This is a genomic window from Microcoleus sp. B4-C1 (assembly GCF_036705285.1).
Lineage (GTDB): Bacteria > Cyanobacteriota > Cyanobacteriia > Cyanobacteriales > Microcoleaceae > Microcoleus.
Genome location: NZ_JAUBUC010000112.1, coordinates 1 through 19,600 on the forward strand (window position 1 = coordinate 1; position 19,600 = coordinate 19,600).

At 47.5% G+C, this 19,600-nt stretch carries 14 protein-coding genes; 11 read left to right on the forward strand and 3 right to left on the reverse strand.

The window, feature by feature from the left end; genetic code table 11:
- Window positions 1–322 precede the first annotated feature (322 nt).
- From groES to QUB26_RS28100, 8 genes are all read left to right on the forward strand, one after another.
- A complete protein-coding gene (gene groES / locus QUB26_RS28065; protein WP_332945088.1) occupies window positions 323–634 on the forward strand; it encodes a co-chaperone GroES in 312 nt (103 codons plus the stop codon).
- 145 nt (window positions 635–779) lie between these two features.
- The gene (gene groL, locus QUB26_RS28070) at window positions 780–2,420 is read left to right on the forward strand and encodes a chaperonin GroEL (protein WP_333046934.1); all 1,641 of its coding nucleotides are present in this window, start codon (window positions 780–782) and stop codon (window positions 2,418–2,420) included.
- 214 nt (window positions 2,421–2,634) lie between these two features.
- Window positions 2,635–3,000 carry a Tse2 family ADP-ribosyltransferase toxin gene (locus QUB26_RS28075; RefSeq protein WP_333243074.1) on the forward strand — a complete coding sequence of 122 codons (366 nt, stop codon included), beginning with the start codon at window positions 2,635–2,637 and terminating at the stop codon, window positions 2,998–3,000.
- 176 nt (window positions 3,001–3,176) lie between these two features.
- Window positions 3,177–3,557 carry a hypothetical protein gene (locus QUB26_RS28080; RefSeq protein ID WP_333243077.1) on the forward strand — a complete coding sequence of 127 codons (381 nt, stop codon included), beginning with the start codon at window positions 3,177–3,179 and terminating at the stop codon, window positions 3,555–3,557.
- Between the two features lie 87 nt (window positions 3,558–3,644).
- Window positions 3,645–4,133, forward strand: coding sequence for a hypothetical protein (locus tag QUB26_RS28085; protein WP_333243080.1), 489 nt, complete (start codon window positions 3,645–3,647; stop codon window positions 4,131–4,133).
- Window positions 4,093–4,602 (forward strand): hypothetical protein, encoded by a 510-nt coding sequence (locus QUB26_RS28090; RefSeq protein WP_333243083.1) that lies wholly within the window; start codon window positions 4,093–4,095, stop codon window positions 4,600–4,602. Before QUB26_RS28085 ends, QUB26_RS28090 begins: the two co-directional genes overlap by 41 nt.
- A gap of 46 nt (window positions 4,603–4,648) precedes the next feature.
- Entirely contained in the window at window positions 4,649–5,308 is a 660-nt protein-coding gene (locus tag QUB26_RS28095; protein WP_333243086.1) for a glutathione S-transferase family protein, read from the forward strand.
- Window positions 5,308–5,493, forward strand: a complete 186-nt coding sequence (locus QUB26_RS28100) for a hypothetical protein (RefSeq protein WP_333243089.1) — start codon at window positions 5,308–5,310, stop codon at window positions 5,491–5,493. The genes QUB26_RS28095 and QUB26_RS28100 overlap by 1 nt, the downstream gene beginning before the upstream one ends.
- Window positions 5,494–5,635: 142 nt before the next feature.
- On the opposite strand, the gene QUB26_RS28105 is transcribed toward QUB26_RS28100, so the two are convergent.
- A complete protein-coding gene (locus QUB26_RS28105) occupies window positions 5,636–6,643 on the reverse strand; it encodes an SH3 domain-containing protein (protein ID WP_333320617.1) in 1,008 nt (335 codons plus the stop codon).
- A 176-nt stretch (window positions 6,644–6,819) separates the two neighbouring features.
- A complete protein-coding gene (locus QUB26_RS28110; RefSeq protein ID WP_333243094.1) occupies window positions 6,820–7,074 on the reverse strand; it encodes a hypothetical protein in 255 nt (84 codons plus the stop codon).
- A gap of 319 nt (window positions 7,075–7,393) precedes the next feature.
- Here QUB26_RS28110 and QUB26_RS28115 point away from each other — a divergent pair, with 319 nt between their 5' ends.
- On the forward strand, window positions 7,394–8,275 hold the full coding sequence (locus tag QUB26_RS28115; RefSeq protein ID WP_333243098.1) for a glycerol acyltransferase: 882 nt from the start codon (window positions 7,394–7,396) through the stop codon (window positions 8,273–8,275).
- Window positions 8,276–8,738: 463 nt separating this feature from the next.
- Here the strand turns inward: QUB26_RS28115 and QUB26_RS28120 are convergent, their stop codons facing one another.
- Window positions 8,739–10,148 (reverse strand): 2-polyprenyl-6-methoxyphenol hydroxylase-like oxidoreductase, encoded by a 1,410-nt coding sequence (locus tag QUB26_RS28120; RefSeq protein WP_333320619.1) that lies wholly within the window; start codon window positions 10,146–10,148, stop codon window positions 8,739–8,741.
- A 399-nt stretch (window positions 10,149–10,547) separates the two neighbouring features.
- Between QUB26_RS28120 and QUB26_RS28125 the strand changes: the two genes are divergently transcribed.
- A complete protein-coding gene (locus QUB26_RS28125; protein ID WP_333320621.1) occupies window positions 10,548–13,652 on the forward strand; it encodes an MFS transporter in 3,105 nt (1,034 codons plus the stop codon).
- Between the two features lie 857 nt (window positions 13,653–14,509).
- Window positions 14,510–19,051, forward strand: a complete 4,542-nt coding sequence (locus QUB26_RS28130; protein ID WP_333243105.1) for a response regulator — start codon at window positions 14,510–14,512, stop codon at window positions 19,049–19,051.
- Window positions 19,052–19,600 lie beyond the last annotated feature (549 nt).

A 19,600-nucleotide genomic window follows, 5' to 3' on the forward strand; every position in this document is an offset into this window, starting at 1 on the left:
CATTCTCACCAAAAACATGAATTTTGTAGGGGTAGTGCCCCCGTGCCTACCCCGCCACAGACGACTGCACAGACATGGGGGCAGCCACGGGGGGCTGCCCCTACAAAAGAATGAAACAGCCCTGCACTCCCCCCTCTCCTTCCCTTCAACTCATGCTCGGTTCGGGAACCCGTACTGACAACTAAGTTGCGATCGCCCCTTTCTAGAGCTAAATTAGCACTCAGGAGTCGAGAGTGCTAATATGTCAGTTGTAAGTAGTCCGCTGTTGCTTTCATCGTGACCCCTGACGACTGACGACAATCTGTAATCTGGAGATTTATTTATGGCAGCAGTATCACTGAGTGTTTCTACCGTTAAACCGTTAGGCGAGCGCGTGTTCGTAAAAGTAAGCGCTAGCGAAGAAAAAACCGCCGGCGGCATCCTTCTGCCCGACACAGCTAAGGAAAAGCCCCAAGTAGGCGAAGTCGCGGCCGTGGGCCCCGGCAAGCGCAATGACGATGGCACCCGCATTGAAATGGAAGTCAAAGTCGGCGACAAAGTTCTCTACTCGAAGTACGCCGGCACCGATATCAAACTCGGCACAGACGAATACGTCTTGCTTGCAGAAAAAGACATTCTGGCGATCGTTAACTAATTAATCATTAGTCATCAGTCCTTAGTCCTTAGTCATCAGTCATTAGTTTAAAGCGAACGCCGCCAAACAACTAATGACACGGGACAAATGACTAAAATCCATCATCCCCAATCCAAAATCTCAAACCCTCTCATCCCCAAAAACTATGGCTAAGCGTATCATCTACAACGAAAATGCACGTCGCGCCCTCGAACGCGGTATGGACATTTTGGCCGAAGCAGTGGCCGTAACCCTCGGCCCCAAAGGCCGTAACGTGGTTCTCGAAAAGAAATTCGGAGCTCCTCAGATCGTCAATGACGGTGTTACCATCGCCAAAGAAATCGAACTAGAAGACCACGTAGAAAATACAGGCGTTGCCCTGATCCGTCAAGCCGCTTCCAAAACCAACGACGCAGCAGGCGACGGTACAACAACTGCTACCGTTTTGGCTCACGCCATGGTCAAAGAAGGTCTGCGTAACGTAGCAGCCGGCGCAAATGCGATCGCCCTCAAGCGCGGTGTTGACAAAGCAACCACGTTTTTGGTAGAAAAAATTGCCGAACACGCCAAACAAGTAGAAGATTCCAAAGCCATCGCTCAAGTCGGCTCCATCTCTGCTGGTAACGACGATGAAGTCGGTCAAATGATTGCCAACGCAATGGACAAGGTGGGCAAAGAAGGCGTGATTTCCCTGGAAGAAGGGAAGTCTATGACCACCGAATTGGAAATCACCGAAGGGATGCGCTTTGACAAAGGCTACATTTCTCCCTACTTCGTCACCGACACCGAACGGATGGAAGCGATTCTCGAAGAACCGTTCATCTTGCTGACAGACAAGAAAATTGCTCTGGTACAAGATTTAGTACCCGTGCTCGAACAAGTAGCTCGTTCCGGCCGCCCGCTGTTGATCATTGCAGAAGACATTGAGAAAGAAGCTTTAGCTACCCTCGTTGTCAACAAACTGCGCGGTGTGTTGAACGTGACTGCTGTTAAAGCACCCGGTTTTGGCGATCGACGCAAAGCCATGTTAGAAGATATCGCCGTATTGACCGGCGGTCAACTAATCACCGAAGACGCCGGTTTGAAACTGGAAAATACCAAGCTTGACATGATCGGCAAAGCTCGCCGCATCACCATCACCAAAGACAGCACCACAATTGTTGCCGAAGGTAACGAAGCTGCAGTTAAGTCCCGCTGCGAACAAATTCGCCGTCAAATGGACGAAACCGAGTCTTCCTACGACAAAGAGAAGCTGCAAGAACGTTTGGCCAAATTGGCTGGCGGCGTCGCAGTCATCAAAGTTGGCGCGGCTACCGAAACAGAAATGAAGGATCGCAAACTGCGTCTTGAAGATGCGATCAACGCAACCAAAGCTGCTGTCGAAGAAGGAATTGTTCCTGGCGGCGGTACAACTTTGGCTCACCTGACTCCTCAATTGGAAGAGTGGGCTAACAGCAGCCTGAAGGGCGAAGAATTGACCGGTGCTTTGATTGTGGCACGGGCTCTGGCTGCTCCTCTGAAGCGGATTGCTGAAAATGCTGGTTTGAACGGCGCTGTGATTGCTGAGCGCGTCAAAGAAAAGCCGTTCAACGTTGGTTTCAACGCAGCGACAAATGAGTTTGTCGATATGTTTGAAGCTGGTATCGTTGACCCCGCGAAGGTGACTCGTTCTGCTCTACAAAATGCCGCATCTATTGCTGGTATGGTGCTGACAACCGAGTGTATCGTCGTTGACAAGCCTGAACCGAAGGATGGCGCTGCTGCAGGCGCTGGCGGCGGCATGGGCGGCGGCGACTTCGATTACTAAGTCGATAGTCGATAGTTTGATGGGGCGGGCTTTAGGGCCCGCCCTGTTATTTTGGTAACGGTTTTTAGCATAGGCATAACTTTAACTCTGAAGCGAAATTAACTAAACGCTCAATCCATAAGGCCCCCGTGCCTCTGTACTCAAACGCGAGGTTATAACGAAAAACCTAATCCTGCGTTACCAGTTAATTTTTTACAACTTCAGGAGATTAAAGATGCCTAAAACACCCGTTGCGCTGTATCGACAGGGGAATGCTAGTTCACCTAGAATGGATAATGTCAGACCCAATAAAGATATTACCGTTTATGAACAGCAAGATGAATTATGGGTTATGCCTACTTTAGAAGAAGGAAGGTTGTCAGGAGGAATGTCTCGGTCAGAAGGAATATCAACCTTTGAGAGGCCAGGCTCAGGAAAAAATTGGTATAAATTAGACCTCGGCACTGACATTCCACCAGAACTGGAATTAGTGAATGATCGTCCAGGTCATTGGTTATTCCAGCCCAGTAGACCGATGACTCTAGAAAAATACAAAGAGGCACTTCACCTCATAGGCACCTTGTTCCATAAACTAGAATAAGTTAGTCTGAGGTTGGGTTTAAGTAGAGAAACCCAACCTACTAATATAATTCATAGTATGTTTGATTACTTGTTTCTTCTATCTATCAAATAACCTGAAATCTTAAAAAATAGTATTTTGGGGATTTTTAATTAACTTTGGACGAGTGACTATTTATTTTTAGGAAGGTAACTAATATGAACTTATCATTTAAAGATTTCAGGTTTATTATAGAAGCGATTGAACACCAAATCAATGCCTATCAAGAACGTTTGCAAGTAATTGAAGAGATAGAAGAAGATGAAGATGAGGCTGCCGATCTAGGGAACGATATTAAATTTTTAGAACTTCTACTCGCAGACATGAAGGCAAGTTTAGATCGTAATACTTCAGTCAAGCATTTAAGTTCTGATGAGGTTTTTTCGCCCGCTCGAAATGATAATTCTTCCGAATATGCAAAAGAATTATCATTTCAAGAAATAATGAAATTAACGCTTAATTTGTCACTTAGCGAGCGACTATTCCTAGTAGAGGCGATTACCGCATCTGTGCGTCAGGAAGTCACAATAAGTAAATAATCAGCCAATTACAGGATTTCCAGAAGTTTGTTTTGATGATATACTGAGAATGACTGATTAATCGTAAAGTGAGCAGAGGTCAGGCCAATGTCAGCCACTATCACAATTAGCCCCAGCGAAATTCGGCAGATATTTCAGCCACGCACGTCCAGCGCTTCAAAGTTTTGGGAACTGGCTCAAAAAGCAAACAATTTAGCTGTAAAAATTGAAGACCGTTGGGAAAAAATTCCTGCTGAAACGCAAGAATTACTTAAAGTTTTTGCCTATGCTTTCATTGAACCCCCTCAAGGAATTAAAGACAGGTTGCTTAAATTTGTGGGGCTTTTTTCTTTGGCTATCGCTTTACCTTGGATGGTACTTAAAGGTGAACTCGATAGTTTTGTAGCTTATATTAACGCCTTTAATAGACTTATTAATGCGATTTTGAGTGGAGTAGAACGGGAAGATATGGCTTATCAAAAAGCACTATCCGAAGCTCTGGAGGAAACTTTGGCAGGGTGGGAAACTAGCGAGGCAATGACGGCGGAGGAGGCGTGTGAACGGATCAGAGCAATTTCAAATCAAGCTCTCGAATAACTTTGAGAGAAGTCAGCAAAAACTGATCCGCGATAGATATCGTAAAAATCAGGCAGGATTAGTAAAATTTGTCGAATTACTCCAAAAATTCCTCAGAATTTTGAGCGTTGACCCCCGTCCCCGTCCACCGTTGGGACATTTAGAACCTTGGCCTCAAGGCTCTAGCCGTGATGGATTAGAATTCTGGAAGCTGGAGTTTAAAATGCCTCAGCTTCGCGGAGCCGCTGAACAAGGGCGACTTATATATTTGTTAGATATTAGAAAAAAAGAAGTTGTGTTGCTGTGGATTTACACGCACGCAGAATTCGAGAAACGACCACCCGATAAGAATCTAAAGCATTTATTGATCGAAATTATGGATAATTATGAAGTTTCAGATGAAAGTAAAAATTTAGACGACAGTGGAGACGGTGAAACTGGAGAGGACAAAATTGGAGAAAATAAATCAAATGACAGTCAAGGTGCATAATCAAAATGTGGCTTTTATTACCTTTGAATAACCAGGCACAACATTTATGAAACTTTACCATACTCCCATTTCCGCCAACTCCCGCCGCGTGTGGATCGCCCTTTTAGAAAAAAACCTCGATTTTGAGTTAATAGAAATCCACTTGGACGGCGATCACTTGCAGTCTGAATTTGTGGCAATGAATCCTTTTCACCGCATCCCTGTTTTGGTCGATGATGACTTCACTGTCGTCGAGTCTCTAGCAATTCTTGACTATCTAGAAACGAAGTATCCCGAACCGGCAATGCTGCCAAAAGAACCGAAAGATTTGGCAGTTGTGAAGATGGTAGAATTGGTCACGGTTAACGAACTTCTACCGGGACTTTACCCCCTCAGCAGTGAAAAAATGGGATGGGGAACTCCCCAAGCGCAGGAAATCGCAAAGGCTAAGGAAAAAGTCGATACTGTGTTGAAATTCTTTGAAGGTTTGTTGGACGATCGCCCTTTTTTCGCTAGCAACAGTCTGACGTTTGCCGAGTGCGTTGCCGGCACCGTCGTGCCCTTGCTATCTTGGGTTGGTGTGTCCCTAGACGGCTATCCTAAAATTCAAGCTTGGTGCGATCGACTGCTTGCCCGCCCCTCATGGCAGCACACTCAATTCACCGAGGCAGATTTGGCGGCTTTTGCATCTCGGAGACAAAAGTTTCTCGCACAATCTCAAGCCTGATGAACCCATCAATTGTCAAGCGAGCGCTCTTTTTCCTAGCTGTCTTTACCTGCATCCAAATTCCCATCGCAGCAATGGGGCAGCCCGCCGCCCGATCGAACTACGAAGCAATTAACGCTAAACAGTTCGTTGCCGAGCGCAAAATTACCGTCTCCAACCCCAAAGATATCGCAGCAAAACTCTGACTCGCGACAGAAATCAGTTATTCCTGGGTAAGTCATCGAAGCAATCTGGGTTCCGCGTTGTTCGCTTGCTGCGCGACAATCTTAAAACTATTTTCGGTGTCGATCGCTCTTTTAGTCAAAAAGAGCGATCGAACTCACAAGTTTACTTGCACATGATCAAATTTCCAGCAGAGATGAATCCCGCCGCAGGGGCTGAAATCTCAACCCAATTGCGGTCTTCTCCATTCTTATCTCTCACTAACTGGAAATTCGGCACAAGCGTTACTTGACCGTTAGCCGGTACACCACCTTTAACCGCAGCAGTCCTTGAAGGTTCAGTGCGGATAGCTAGACCCCTCGGCGCTACGCGAGGTTCTACTTGGCGGCACAGACTTACTGGGCCCGTTGCGGGTGCGGGTGCTGGTGCGGGTGCTGGTGCGGGTGCGGGTGCGGGTGCTGGTGCGGGTGCGGGTGCTGGTGCGGGTGCGGGTGCTGGTGCTGGTGCGGGTGCGGGTGCCGGTGTAGGTGCGGGTGCTGGTGCTGGTGCGGGTGCGGGTGCCGGTGTAGGTGCGGGTGCTGGTGCCGGTGCTGGTGCCGGTGCCGGTGCCGGTGTAGGTGCCGGTGTAGGTGCGGGCGCTGGTGCTGGTGCGGGTGCTGGCGCTGGTGCGGGTGCGGGTGCTGGTGCGGGCGCTGGTGCAGGTGCGGGTGCTGGCGCTGGTGCTGGTGCGGGTGCTGGTGCCGGTGCAGGAGTTTGACTAATTGTGCACGAACCTAAATTACTTTCGTCGTTGGGATATCCGCTAGCTACATACCCTGTGACGGGAGCGGTAATTTGAATCCAGAGGCGACCGTCGGAGGCTTTAACAGAAGTAGCGCCTTGGGACAGCGTTACCTGAGTGTTAAGTCCTACGCCGCCAACTCTAGGGGATTTTGGGTCTGGGCTCTGGCGAACGGTCAAACCTTCTTTGGGAGTGACTTTGCGACAAAGGTTGCCAGCCTGGGCTATTTGAAAGGTGGCGCTATCTTCAAAGGAAATATTTTCAGCATCTTGACTGACAGTCGATGTTGATGGGGCGGCAACAACGATCGCATTCGCTTGCAAACTTCCGGTTGCGATCGCGATCGCGCCCAGCAATGCAGCGGGTTTATTCCAGCAATTCAAGTTTTTCATCCGTTCAAATCCTCACTTAACCACAATCATTATCTTAATTGCAGGTCAATATAGCAAAAAAATCGATTTGTCTTCCACAAAAAAGCTTTATGTAACTTTTTTTTACCGCAAGTCAAGTTTAATTTATATAATTTAATGTTTGGTGAGTTGAGCGAAGACACATAAAGCTGCTACGCCTATAAATTGCTCATTATGCCACAGTGGGGGAGGGGGAGAAGGTGGAAGTGTCCGAGTCTGGGAATGGCAGAGGGGAAAAGTAAACAGCGCCAATCGCTAGCATTGACCCGATGGCGGGCGTCAACTTGATAAAATCTTCCAAAACGGAAACTTATCGGCTTGAGGCACAGTTGTGTTTTTGTGGCTAAAGCCGCCCCGCCATCAGCGACAGTTGCTGTAGCTGTTTGCAAACGGTTTTGTTCCTGTGGAGACAACCAGCACAAAACCTCCGAACAAAAGCAGCCCGCTCAAATCAGAAACCAAATATTTGCACCAATTCTGATTTAATTATATTGCTATAGCAACCGCGCTCGATATTTATGAGGTTTTCAATTGCTGAAACTAATTCGGTAGATTCCTGCGGAATGGGAGCCTATTAATGATAGGAAAAATCTTTTGTTGGGAGGGCTATCGGGATGATCGCACGCACCAGGAGAGGAAAATCCAAACTAATATCCTTCCTTCTTCCTTATTTCCCAAATAACTAAAGCCTTCTGTCTTCCAGATTTAAAGCTTTCTTCCTTCTGCTATATAATGACCAAAGCGTTAAATATTTTTGCAGTGACGATAACTACTAACAAAAAAGACGGCAAATCCTCTAACTATCCCTTTGACGGTCTATCATTAGACGATCGCAATCCCGACTTCATTAAGCTTCTGTTGCCAATCTGGGAATGGCTGTACCGCTACTATTTTCGCGTACAAAGCGACGGTTGGCACAACGTCCCCGCGAGCGGAAAAATGCTCGTTGTCGGTTCTCACAACGGGGGAATCGCCGCTCCCGATATGTTTATGTTCCTATACGAATGGTTCCGCAGGTACGGAACCGAACGCTTGGCCTACGGATTGATGCACCCCAGGATTTGGGAAGTTTCTCCTGATATTGCTAGCATGGCGGTTCAGTGTGGTGCCCTCAAGGCACATCCGAAAATGGCGATCGCAGCTTTGCGAAAAAATGCCCCAGTTCTCGTCTATCCGGGCGGCGCCCAAGATGTTTTTCGTCCCCACCACTTGCGCGATCGAATCTACTTTGCGGGACGCAAGGGATTTATCAAATTAGCATTGCGAGAAGAAGTGCCAATTTTACCAATTATATCGCATGGTGCTCACGATACTTTGATAGTTTTGGCAGATTTGTACGAACAAGCAAAGCAATTGCATGAATTGGGAATGCCGTGGCTATTTGGCATCGATCCGGTGGTATTGCCGGTGTATTTGGGATTGCCTTGGGGATTGAGTATTGGGCCTTTGCCAAACCTACCTTTACCTGTGCAAATTCGGACTCGCGTGTGCGAACCGATTGTATTTGAGAGGTATGGTTCGGAGGCGGCGCGCGATCGCGATTATGTTGATGCTTGTTTCGAGCGAGTTACCGCCCAAATGCAAGGGGAATTAGATTGTTTGGCTGGGAATTGAGAATTGCACAACTCTATATTAGTCTAGGCGGCAGAAACCGATTTTTTTTACAACAATATAGCGTGAAGCGCGAGGGCTATGGGTAAAAAAAATGGTTTCTTGACTCCTGTGGGTAAGTCGTGACTACCAACATTTTTTGCCATCAATCTAATGATTTATTTCAAAAACAGAAATTTGGGGTGCAAAGTCTGATTTTATCCATCTTAATTACGTGAAATACCCGAAAATCGCAGTCGCACAAGTCACGCTTTTATAATTTAGGTTCAAGCAGACATAATATCAGCTTAAATAAATGCAGGTGAATAGATTTCATCTGCGTTTATCTCCTTTCATCGGCGGTGAAAAAAGAGAACTGGCAAAACTAAGGAATGAGAATTAAATAACTTCCACTCTTGAAAGTGGGACGGGCGGGACGCCCATCCCACAATAACAATTAAAATTGTAAGTTATTTAATTCGCGATCCTAACCTGATTCTGTATAAACTCTCGATCTTAATTCTGCCTTCTGCCGAACGGTGACTAATTGCCCGATCGCCTTAAGCGCAATACTGGGATGAAAAAGTACAGCCGGCGACTCAATCATGTGTAGAACTTCCAAAAATGCTTGACAAACTTTAGCATCTAGGACCAGCACTTTTAACACCAGATCCATGTAATCAATTGTCAGCCGCGTAGCGAGGTTTAGTTTGGCACCTTCACTTCCCGGATAGCGGGAATCCTGACTGATGGCAAATGTCCAAGGAATTGTATGTAATTTTGCTAACTTTTGTTGAAATTGTCGAGAGAAACCTTTTAAATTGCCTTGCAGATAGCGAGGCCGCTGCTTTTGGAGGCATTCATCTAGCATCTGAGCATCCAGTGCAGCAACCGTCATTCCGTGTCCGTATATCGGGTTAAAAGCGCAAACTGCATGACCGATAATTATTAAGTTTTCAGGATAACGACGGAGGCGCTCGTAGTGGCGCAAACGGTTTTCTGTACCTCGATAACTATAAACATGTGTTATTGCTTCTGCGTCTTTAATTGCATCATAAATTGTCGGGGTTGGCAAAGTGCGGGCAAATTCTAGAAAACCTGCTTCGTCTGCGGGAGGATAATCGCGATCGCCCCCGATGAGAAGCGCCAGCCAGCGATTGCCTTCGATCGGGAAAATTGCACCGCCACGGGTGCGAAATGGCGGTGCGGTTGACACAAATACTGGCGCAGTGTCTGACAATTTACCGCTGCCTTCATAGATGCGGCTGGCATAGCCGACAAAAGCATTGATAACGGTTTCTTGCGGAGGTTCATAGCCCAAACTTTTCAACCATTGAGGTGTTTTGGAAACTTTGCCCCCAGCATCGACTACTAAATCTGCATACAAATTCTCTTCATGAATGTTAGCTGGGTTGTGGCGATCGCGAAAACGCACCGACACGCCACCAACCTCCGCGCGCGAGGCATTCGCTAGCAACCCCGTTACTGTGCCTCCTTCGAGGAAATGCACATTCGTATTTTCAGCCAACCGGCGGCGAATTTGCCAATCCAGTAAATCCCGACTGAACATAATTAAATCATTTAGATCCGGGCTGGATTGCGGGGCCCAACCTGCCGGACTAAACCACCCGCTCAACCTCGGATTTAACCTAGGAGCACCAGCAGCTACCAGTTCGTTTTCCAAGCCGGGAAAAAACTCTTCTAGGATGATTTTCCCCCGATTTAAAAGTATGTGAAGGTGACGGGATTGAGGAATCCCGGGGCGAGGTGCGGGTTGTTCAGGAAAAAAATCTCGTTCAACAATACTTACTCGATCGAAGTGTTTTGCTAATACTCTAGAGGCCAACAGTCCTGCTAAACTGCCGCCAATAATAATTGCATGACTTTCTCGCTGCACGATCGAATTCCTTGAAAGCTAATTTGCTATGGCATTGGTTGATGAATTGTGAACAATTTGTCTGGGCTTCTGTGCCGACTCTTAATATCGATCGACCAAAGATTTTCCTGTGCGATAGTTTTAATCAGACTTACCATTACTACTATCTATCTCGGAGGCGCCACAGCGCACCTTACTCATAACTGAGAACTAACAACTTCACAACTGCCAATTTACATACCACAAATAGCCCTAAAGTGACAGCCTGCCGCAGACATATTTCTACACTTCCAACTGTAGGGGGATGCTTTAGCTCGACAATAAGGCGATGCTTGCCATTGGGGGCATGAGTCTAAAACTATACATTGGTTAACTTGCGCCAATGAGCGCGCGCACCCACTCCTTAACGAGGAATATACTATGTATCAAAATTTGCCAATAAATCCACAACTGTATAAGATCGGGTTCTGGCTGGCCCAAGTGCCAGTAGAGCAGACTACTACAACAAACAGAGTAGAAGACGCAGCACTCCTCTATTCCGGGCCGCAATTTTTTATCGCCTTGATAGCTGGAGTCGTACTCGCCTGCGCTTTCCAACTCTTGCTAACAAATTTATCAGTAGCAGCCGGCCTTTCGTACATTGGACAATCCCACGACGACGACCACCACTCGGATAGCAGCAGCCCCCCAGTCCGCCACATCGGCCGAAAGGTAGGTACTTGGACGCTGATTACCGTCACCATCGCCCTATTCTTTGCTTGCTTGCTAGCAGTTAAGCTGAGCTTGATTAGCAGTCCCGGTTTAGGTGCGATCGTCGGTTTAGTCGTGTGGGCTACCTATTTCTCAATGCTTGTTTGGGTGAGTTCCACCACCGTCGGTTCCTTGATCGGTTCCGTCGTCAACACCGCCACATCAGGTTTTCAAGCGATTGTCGGCACTGCAGCCTCGGCTATCGGCGCTAAAGCAGCCAGCAACCAAGTAGTCGCCACAGCCAAAGCAGCAGCAGCAGCAGTGGGCCATGAACTCGGTAGCGCGATCGACCCCACAAGCTTGCGCGAAAATGTCGAAGACTATATCCAAAGCCTCAAACCGCCTGAATTAGACATCAAAGGGATGCGTAGCGAGTTTGAAAAATTGCTTAATGATCCGCAACTAAAAACTATTGCAGCCGAAAATTTGCCGAATCTCGATCGGCAAACTCTCGTAGATTTAGTAAGTTCGCGATCGGACTTATCAAAACGCGACGTAAACCGCATTGTAGACCAACTTCAAGATGCTTGGAAACAAGTAGGAAAACAAGGGCAGCAATCAGACGGCATCGCCCAATTAGTAGACTATCTCAAATCTGCAAAATCGGGAGATTTGGTCTCAGATACATTGGCAAGTAGGGTAGAAAAAGCCCTCAGCAATCTTGGCGGTGGTCAAAATTCGGGACAAAGCCCGACCATGATGAACCAAGCAACGACAATGGCAGTCAATGCTTTAATGGGAATAGTATTGGGTCGCACGGATATGTCCGACTTCGATGTGGAAAAAGTAGTTGGTCAGCTCAAAGAAGCTAAAGACAAAGTTACCCAGCAAACTGATAAAATTACCGCTCAAGTCAAAGGCGAACCCGTAACTTACAGCCCAATTCGTGCCGACGTAGAAAACTACCTACTCAACACTTATTCGTGGCAGATGAACCCCCAAGCCATCGAGCGCGAATTTCGGGACGTTCTCTACGATCCTACAGCAGACCCCGGAACTGTGCGGCGCGAATTAGAAAAACTAAAACAGTCTAATTTTGCCGAAATCTTGGCTAGTCGAGGTGTTTTTACCCAAGACAAAATTAAAGAAATTTCCCAGGAATTAGAAGCAATTAGACAGCGCGTTTTACAAACCGTGATCTTTGCAGAGGAGCAAGAAAAAGCTCGCGATTTGCAGTGGCGGTTGGAAACTTATTTGAAGCTGACGCCGAAAGAGGAACTGACAGCAGCAGGTATCGGGAGCGATTTCAAAAAAATCTTAGAGGATTCCGACGCTAGTTACGAACAGTTGCGCGATCGACTTTCTCCTTACACCCGCGACAGTTTTGTGCAAATTCTCCGAGGTCGCGAAAATTTCGGATTCCAGGAAGTAGAACAGATTGTTCAAGAGTTGGAAAGGACGCGAGATGTAGTTTTAGCAGATGCTAAAGGTTTGCAAGAAGCAGCGCAAGCCCGACTAGACAACCAGTGGCAAAGAGTACAAGAATACTTGAAGTCTACGGGCAAAGAAGAACTCAATCCCGAAGGCATCAAGCGCGATTTGAAAACGCTGCTGGACAACCCGGAAGCGGGAATGTGGGCGCTCAGAGCTAGAGCTTCTAAGTTCGATCGCCAAACTTTGGTAAAATTGCTATCTCAGCGGAAAGACCTCAGCGAAGACCAAGTAAATCAGCTTCTCGACAGCGCCGAAGAAAATTGGCACAGCGCGGTACATACGCCGCAAAAGTTGGCAGAAAAAGCTAAGGATCAGTACGACCAAACCACCACCGCCCTTGCAGATTACCTTCGCAATACTGGCAAATCAGAACTCAATCCTGAAGGGATTCAGCGGGATTTGACAAAACTGCTGGAAAATCCAAAAGAAGGAGCTTTGGCGCTGCGTGGCCGCCTGTCTCAAGTCGATCGCGATACTTTGGTAAAACTGCTTTCTCAGAGACAAGATTTGAGCGAGGAACAAGTCAATCAAATTATCGACCAAGTGCAGGAAACCCTTGGCTCGATTGTGAAAGCGCCCCGCCGTTTGGCAAAACGGGTGCAAAGCCAAGTGCACGATTTTCAGAGTGTTTTAGAAGATTATTTGCGTAATACGGGCAAGGATGAATTAAATCCCGAATCCATCAAGCGCGACTTGCAACTGCTGCTGCATGACCCGAAAGTCGGTGCATACAGTTTGGGCGAGCGCTTGTCACACATCGATCGAGCTACAATTGTTTCTCTGCTGTCTCAGCGGCCGGATATTTCTGAAGCAGAAGCCAATCGCATTGTCGATGGCATTTTGTCGGTGCGCGATGAGTTCGCACTGCAAATTCAGAAAATACAGGAGGGTATTCAGTCGGTAATTGACGGGGTTCTCGGAAAAATTCGGGATTACCTCAATTCGCTCGATCGCCCTGAACTAAATTACGAAGGCATTACGCGGGACGTGCGGAAGTTATTTGACGATCCGCAAGCCGGATTTGATGCTTTGCGCGATCGGCTGGGTCATTTCAACCGCGATACTTTAGTAGCATTAATGAGCTCTCGCGATGACATTTCCGAAGCAGATGCCAACCGCTTGATCGACCAAATTGAAAGAAGCCGCAACACCGTCTTGCAAAGAGCAGAACGCTTGCAGCAAGAGGCGCAGCTTCGCCTCGAAAGCATCAAAGTGCAAGCCGAAAAACAAGCCGAAGAAACCCGGAAAGCAGCAGAAGTTGCCTCTTGGTGGCTATTTTTCACCGCTCTTACTTCGGCCGCAGCAGCAGCCGGCGCCGGTGCTTTAGCCGTCATCCGATAAAAAAGACTCAAGTTGCGATCGGATTGCATATAGTGCCTGATGTGAGTTTCTACTGACATCAGGCACTAATGTTAGTAAATGATTTGATCGGGGATTGGGAACGGGTTTGTATTAATTTGTTAGTACGGTTGAATAATGTTATGGTAAACCAGTTCATACCCGTTTTTTGAGGCTGGTGCCAACGGTGAATCTATACATTTTAATTAGCAGTTTTGATGAATTTAAAATAGAAAAGTGAAAAGCCGATTTTATTGATTGTCGTATATTTTATTTGCAGATGTAATAAATAAAAAGTAGCCGGATCTTCATTGCCTCTGCTATCACAATTTTTGAACGGGGTTCAGGCTTGCAGGCTGGATTTGCTTTGAGGCAGATTCTACAACTGTTGCAAGGATTACTGAAGAATGACAAAAATCAAAACATTTATTGGAGTGAAAACCTTTTGGCAAAGCAAACTTCGCGGGCCAGTTCCCTCTCTCCTCAATATTTTTTAGGTACAATAATAGAGAGGGTTCTCCACCCAGCACGCCTGTTCTCCCAACCGCCCACCTCCCTGGCTGCGTCAGTATCAAACGCGAATTGTTTTGAGTTCGATCGCCCGTTTATGTTGAAGATGCCGATCGTCAGGTTTTGACTTGTAGGTCATAGGTTGTGAATAATATGGAACTAAAGCTCTGAAAATACTACACTGGCTGTGGGGGGCAACATACCGGATACCTTGGGAATACCAAGGGCTTTGCTTTCGTCAGCCCAGAAAAGTCCAAACACGCAGGCCCTGCGATCGCCAATGTTAAACAACCTACGTCTCAAACCTCTCCTGGCTAGTTGCCTATTAGCACCGTGAGGAGGGCGACGCCATGCAACTCCGAAAAAAAACACTATTAATCATCGGTGCAGCGCTGATCAGCCTGATTGTGGTTCTCTATGCCACTGCATCAACTATTTTGCTGCATGATTTTCACAACCTGGAGGCACAGTACGTCCGCCAGGATGTCGCACGGGCTTTGGACGCATTAGATGATGACTTGTCGAATTTAGACACCAGCGCCCAAGATTACGCCGAGTGGGACGATACTTACTCTTTCGTCGAAACACGGAACGAAAATTTTGTCAAGTCAAATTTCGTCGATTCGACATTTATTTACTTGAGACTAAACTTCTTGGTGCTGCTTGACTCCAACGGTAAGACGATCTTCAGCAAAGGTTTCGACCTTAAATCCCAAACCGAAATCCCGATTCGCGAAAGCTTAAAACAGCACTTGACCGAGGCACTAATAGACTCATCGACAGTCGAGGGCGATCGCCCCGTCGCCAAAACAGGCGTCCTCACCCTGCCAGAAGCCAGACTGCTGATTGCCGCCAAGCCCATCTTGAACAGCAACTCCCAAGGCCCGTCGCGGGGGACGCTGATCTTGGGACGCTACCTAGACAGCAGCGAAATCGGTTTGCTTTCAGAACTGACTCACCTGTCAGTGGATTTTAGATTGCCGAGTTTAGATTTTAAAGTGGGAGCCGCGAACTACTCCGGGCACAGCGCCAAGGCGATGGCTCGATCGAGGCAGGAGTTGGAAAATGTCAAACTCAAAATTTCCAACCTCAAATCAGCAGAAATTTTAGTCGAGCCACTCAGCGACACCTTAGTCGCAGGATACGCCCTGATTCGCGACATCCACGGCAACCTAGCGCTGCTGCTGCGAGTAGAGACCGATCGCATCATTTACAGTCAAGGTCAGGCTACCTTGGAGCTGTTTACCTTATCAATACTGGCAGTAGGTTTAATATTTAGCGCCATCACCCTGCTGTTGCTAGAAAAATTAGTTTTGGCGAGATTGGCTTCCTTGAGCACCAGCGTCAGCAACATCGCAGCCAACGGCGACCCAAGCTTAAGAGTTCATATGACCGGAGCAGATGAGCTCGCAAGCTTGGCCGACGGCATCAACCGAATGCTAGAAGCATTGGGCAATTCTCAAGTCGAACGTAATGAAAGCGAAGACCGCTATCGGTTGATGGCCGAAAACTCAACCGACATGATCACCAGACACGACCCCAAAGGCGTGTTTGTTTACGTCTCGCCCGCCAGCCGGGCTTTGCTGGGATACGAACCTTCGGAACTCATCGGCCGCGTCCCCAAGGATTATTTTCACCCCGACGATTTAGAAACCATTGCCAAAGCTCACTGGAAAGTCCTGGCCCTCCCAGTTACTTACACCGTCAGCTACCGCATCCGCCGCAAAGACGGCAAATACATTTGGTTTGAAACCACCGGCCGCACGATCAGTGATCCCAAAACCGGCGAAGTCCAAGAAATTATCGGCATTTCCCGCGACATCAGCGTGCGGAAGCAAACAGAACAAGAACTGCGAGAAAGCGAAGCTGCAATCAAAGCTTTGTACCAAGTGACTTCTGCTCCCCGTACAGACCCGCTCAACCACCTCTCTACCTTTGATTTGCGCCTCCAAGAACTGCTGGCAATGGGATGTCGGCATTTAGGCCTGTCGGTGGGAATTTTGTCCTGCATTCAAGGCGACAACTATCAAATAATGGCTGTTGAGTGTCCCGACGGGTCGATCGTCAAAGACCAAATCTACGATCTGGAAAAAACTTTCTGCGTCGCTACGTCAATGGCAAAAGAACCGATTTACTTTGAGTCGGTGCGATTTTCGGGTTTTTCGTTCAACACGGACGATCGAGCTTTCCCCATCGAAGCTTACATGGGCATTCCCGTCACGGTGGCAGGTGAAGTTTACGGCACTCTGTGCTTCTTTTCTCCGACTCCTGTAACAGAACCGTTCCGAGCTGTAGACAGAGAGTTGGTGAAACTGATGGCTCAGTGGGTGGGAAGCGAACTCGAACGCCAGCAAACAGACGTAGATTTGGCAAAAGCTCGCGATCAAGCACTGGCGGCTACTAGAGCCAAAAGCGAATTTTTAGCAACCATGAGCCACGAAATTCGCACTCCGATGAATGGAGTCATCGGCATGACTGGTTTGCTGCTGGATACGGGCTTAACTCGCGAACAGCGCGATTTTGTAGAAACTATCCGCAGCAGTGGCGATGCCTTGCTGACTCTGATCAACGATATTCTAGATTTCTCGAAAATTGAGTCGGGCAAATTGGACTTGGAGGAACATCCGTTTGACCTCCGCACTTGCATTGAGGAATCTCTAGACTTGGTAGCTGCTAAGGCGGCAGAAAAAAAACTGGAAGTGGGTTACTTGATCGATCGTACAGTACCCGCAACGGCGATCGGCGATAGCACCCGCTTGAGGCAAATTTTAATCAACTTGCTCAGTAATGCGGTTAAGTTTACCGACGCTGGAGAAGTGGTGGTTTCGGTGACTGCCAAAAAGATTTCAGTGCCGGCGGCTAATGCTAAAGAACCGCCATTAATTGCTGGCGAACCGGTAGCAATTAACCCAGCATACGAAATACATTTTGCGGTCAAAGATACCGGTATTGGCATTCCGAGCGATCGCATGGATCGGCTATTTAAATCTTTCAGCCAGGTGGATTCTTCAACGAGCCGGCAGTACGGCGGTACCGGATTGGGTTTGGCAATTAGCAAGCGTTTGGCCGAAATGATGGGCGGCCGGATGTGGGTGGAAAGTATGGGTAGTGTTGCGGGCAATCCTCCTGCCCATTTTAGATCGTCGGCAGTTATTGATTTGGGATGGGCAGAATCTTGCGAAATTGCCGAAAAATATGGGTATGCCAAATCTGTACTCAGCAACAAGCCGATCGCCCAAAATACGAAATCTGTTGGCTCTACTTTTTATTTTAGTACGATCGTTTCTGGCTGCAAGAATTCCTTACCACTTAACTTGAGCAATTCTCAACCTGAATTAGCTGGGAAGCGAGTCTTAATTGTCGATGACAATGCTACCAACCGCAGAATTTTGACTCTCCAAGCTCAGTCTTGGGGAATGGTGGCTAGGGCTTCAGCTTCGGCTCGTTTGGCTTTAGATTGGCTGGCTGCTAAAGAGATGTTTGACTTGGCAGTTTTGGATATGCAAATGCCGGAAATGGACGGGTTGGCTTTAGCGGCGCAAATTCGCCGGTATCCTGATTGCGAAAAGTTGCCGTTAGTGATGCTAACTTCGATCGGCAGGCAAGAAATTAACCCCCCTTCTATGGAGATGGATTTTGCTGCTTTTTTGAATAAACCCATCAAACAATCTCAGCTTTACAATGTTTTAATTAATATTTTTGGAGAACAGACAACGGAATTTAAAGGGCAGCGCACTAGCGGGTCTTTCTTGCAAACCATACCCGTGTTGGCAGAGAACTTACCCCTGCGGATTCTGTTGGCTGACGATCATTTGGTGAATCAGAAGGTGGCTTTGCAAATTTTACAGCGGATGGGGTATCGCGCGGATGTGGCGGGAAACGGTATCGAAGTGCTCGAAGCTTTGCGCCGCCAGCCTTACGATGTGGTGCTGATGGATGTGCAAATGCCGGAAATGGACGGACTGGAAACTACCCGCCACATCCGCGAGCAATTTTCAGCAGATTTAACTTTAGAAAATCTCACGGGAGAATCAGAACTTTCCGCAACTGATGAGCAATCTAATAATCGAAAATCGAAAATTGAAAATCCAAAATCGACAGAGGAATCTAACAATCGAAAATCGAAAATCGAAAATCGAAAATTGACTGAGGATGAATCTAACAATCGAAAATCGAAAATCGAAAATCGAAAATCGACAAGGCCTTGGATTGTGGCGATGACGGCAAATGCGATGCAGGGCGATCGCGAAGAGTGTATGGCTGCGGGGATGGACGACTATTTGAGCAAGCCGATCGCAATTGAGCAGTTGGTGCGAGCTTTGCTCGCTTGTAAATCTCGATCGAACTCCGCATTCGATCGTCTGCAGCCGATTGTTTGTTTGGATGCCCCGGCGGAACACATCGAAGGAACGAGTGAATTAGAAGTGCGATCGAATGTGGCTGTTGCGGGAAATCCACAACTGACAATTTCCAATTCGCCGGCAGTCGTCGATTGGGGTGCATCAAATCTCGATCGGGCTTTGTCACAGAGCCACGATTCCCTGAGTCCCAAGATTATAGAGGGATTGCGAGAAGTGGAAGCTTTGGACGAGGCGATCGAGATTTACCTCGAAACAGCTCCCGAACTGCTGCGAGGCATCTCTATGGCTCTGTGCAACGCCGATCCGCTGGCTTTGCGGCGATCGGCTCACTCTTTAAAGTCGATTAGCGGTACTCTCGGTGCTTTTCGCTTGTATGAGCTGTGCGAGGAACTCGAAATCATGGGCCGCATGGGAACGAATGCTAACCAGCCTTTACCCGATCCGGCCAGCGCGCTTTTAGAAGAGGTTGAGGCGGAGTATCAAAGAGTTGAAACGGCCTTAAAAATAGAAATGCAGTCTGTTGATTGTTAGCTGTTATATGCTGTCCGATTGATTTCTCATAAATTCAAGTCCGCTCCGGGTAAGGCTGTCCATCTGAAGCAACACTAGACAATCGAAAGTTATCTCACTCACCCCAATGAGGGGACTGTTAACTATTAAGGGACATCCAAGAAATAAACTCTTCCAGTCCCCGGAGAGGTAAACATCCGATAGTCAAACTCGTGACCTTGACTTACAGCATATTCCATTTATATGTGGTACACATAATCTGATGGCCCGTGTAAGGTGCGGATACACCCGTCAATCTGTAAGTTATATCCAATATCTCGTAGCGACGCACCCGGAGGATTAACAGCACACAATTAAGGTTTCTACTGTACTTCATAAACCACCGAATATGCTGTATCAAACTGGGGTTAAGCTCACAACTCTGGAAATGGCTGAAGTTGAAACTCAGATTCAGCGTCTTTCCCAACCGGTTGGGGATACCCTCCCCAATCTCGGTAAGGAATGAGAATTAAATAACTTCCACTCTTGAAAGTGGGATGGGCGTCCCGCCCGTCCAAAAAGGACGGGCGG

Coding starts and splice junctions, on each gene's coding strand:
- QUB26_RS28075 (WP_333243074.1), top strand. CDS start 2,635: ATGCCTAAAACACCCGTTGCGCTGTATCGACAGGGGAATGCTAGTTCA.
- QUB26_RS28115 (WP_333243098.1), top strand. CDS start 7,394: ATGACCAAAGCGTTAAATATTTTTGCAGTGACGATAACTACTAACAAA.
- QUB26_RS28100 (WP_333243089.1), top strand. CDS start 5,308: ATGAACCCATCAATTGTCAAGCGAGCGCTCTTTTTCCTAGCTGTCTTT.
- groL (WP_333046934.1), top strand. CDS start 780: ATGGCTAAGCGTATCATCTACAACGAAAATGCACGTCGCGCCCTCGAA.
- QUB26_RS28125 (WP_333320621.1), top strand. CDS start 10,548: ATGTATCAAAATTTGCCAATAAATCCACAACTGTATAAGATCGGGTTC.
- QUB26_RS28085 (WP_333243080.1), top strand. CDS start 3,645: ATGTCAGCCACTATCACAATTAGCCCCAGCGAAATTCGGCAGATATTT.
- QUB26_RS28130 (WP_333243105.1), top strand. CDS start 14,510: ATGCAACTCCGAAAAAAAACACTATTAATCATCGGTGCAGCGCTGATC.
- QUB26_RS28095 (WP_333243086.1), top strand. CDS start 4,649: ATGAAACTTTACCATACTCCCATTTCCGCCAACTCCCGCCGCGTGTGG.
- groES (WP_332945088.1), top strand. CDS start 323: ATGGCAGCAGTATCACTGAGTGTTTCTACCGTTAAACCGTTAGGCGAG.
- QUB26_RS28105 (WP_333320617.1), bottom strand. CDS start 6,643: ATGAAAAACTTGAATTGCTGGAATAAACCCGCTGCATTGCTGGGCGCG.
- QUB26_RS28080 (WP_333243077.1), top strand. CDS start 3,177: ATGAACTTATCATTTAAAGATTTCAGGTTTATTATAGAAGCGATTGAA.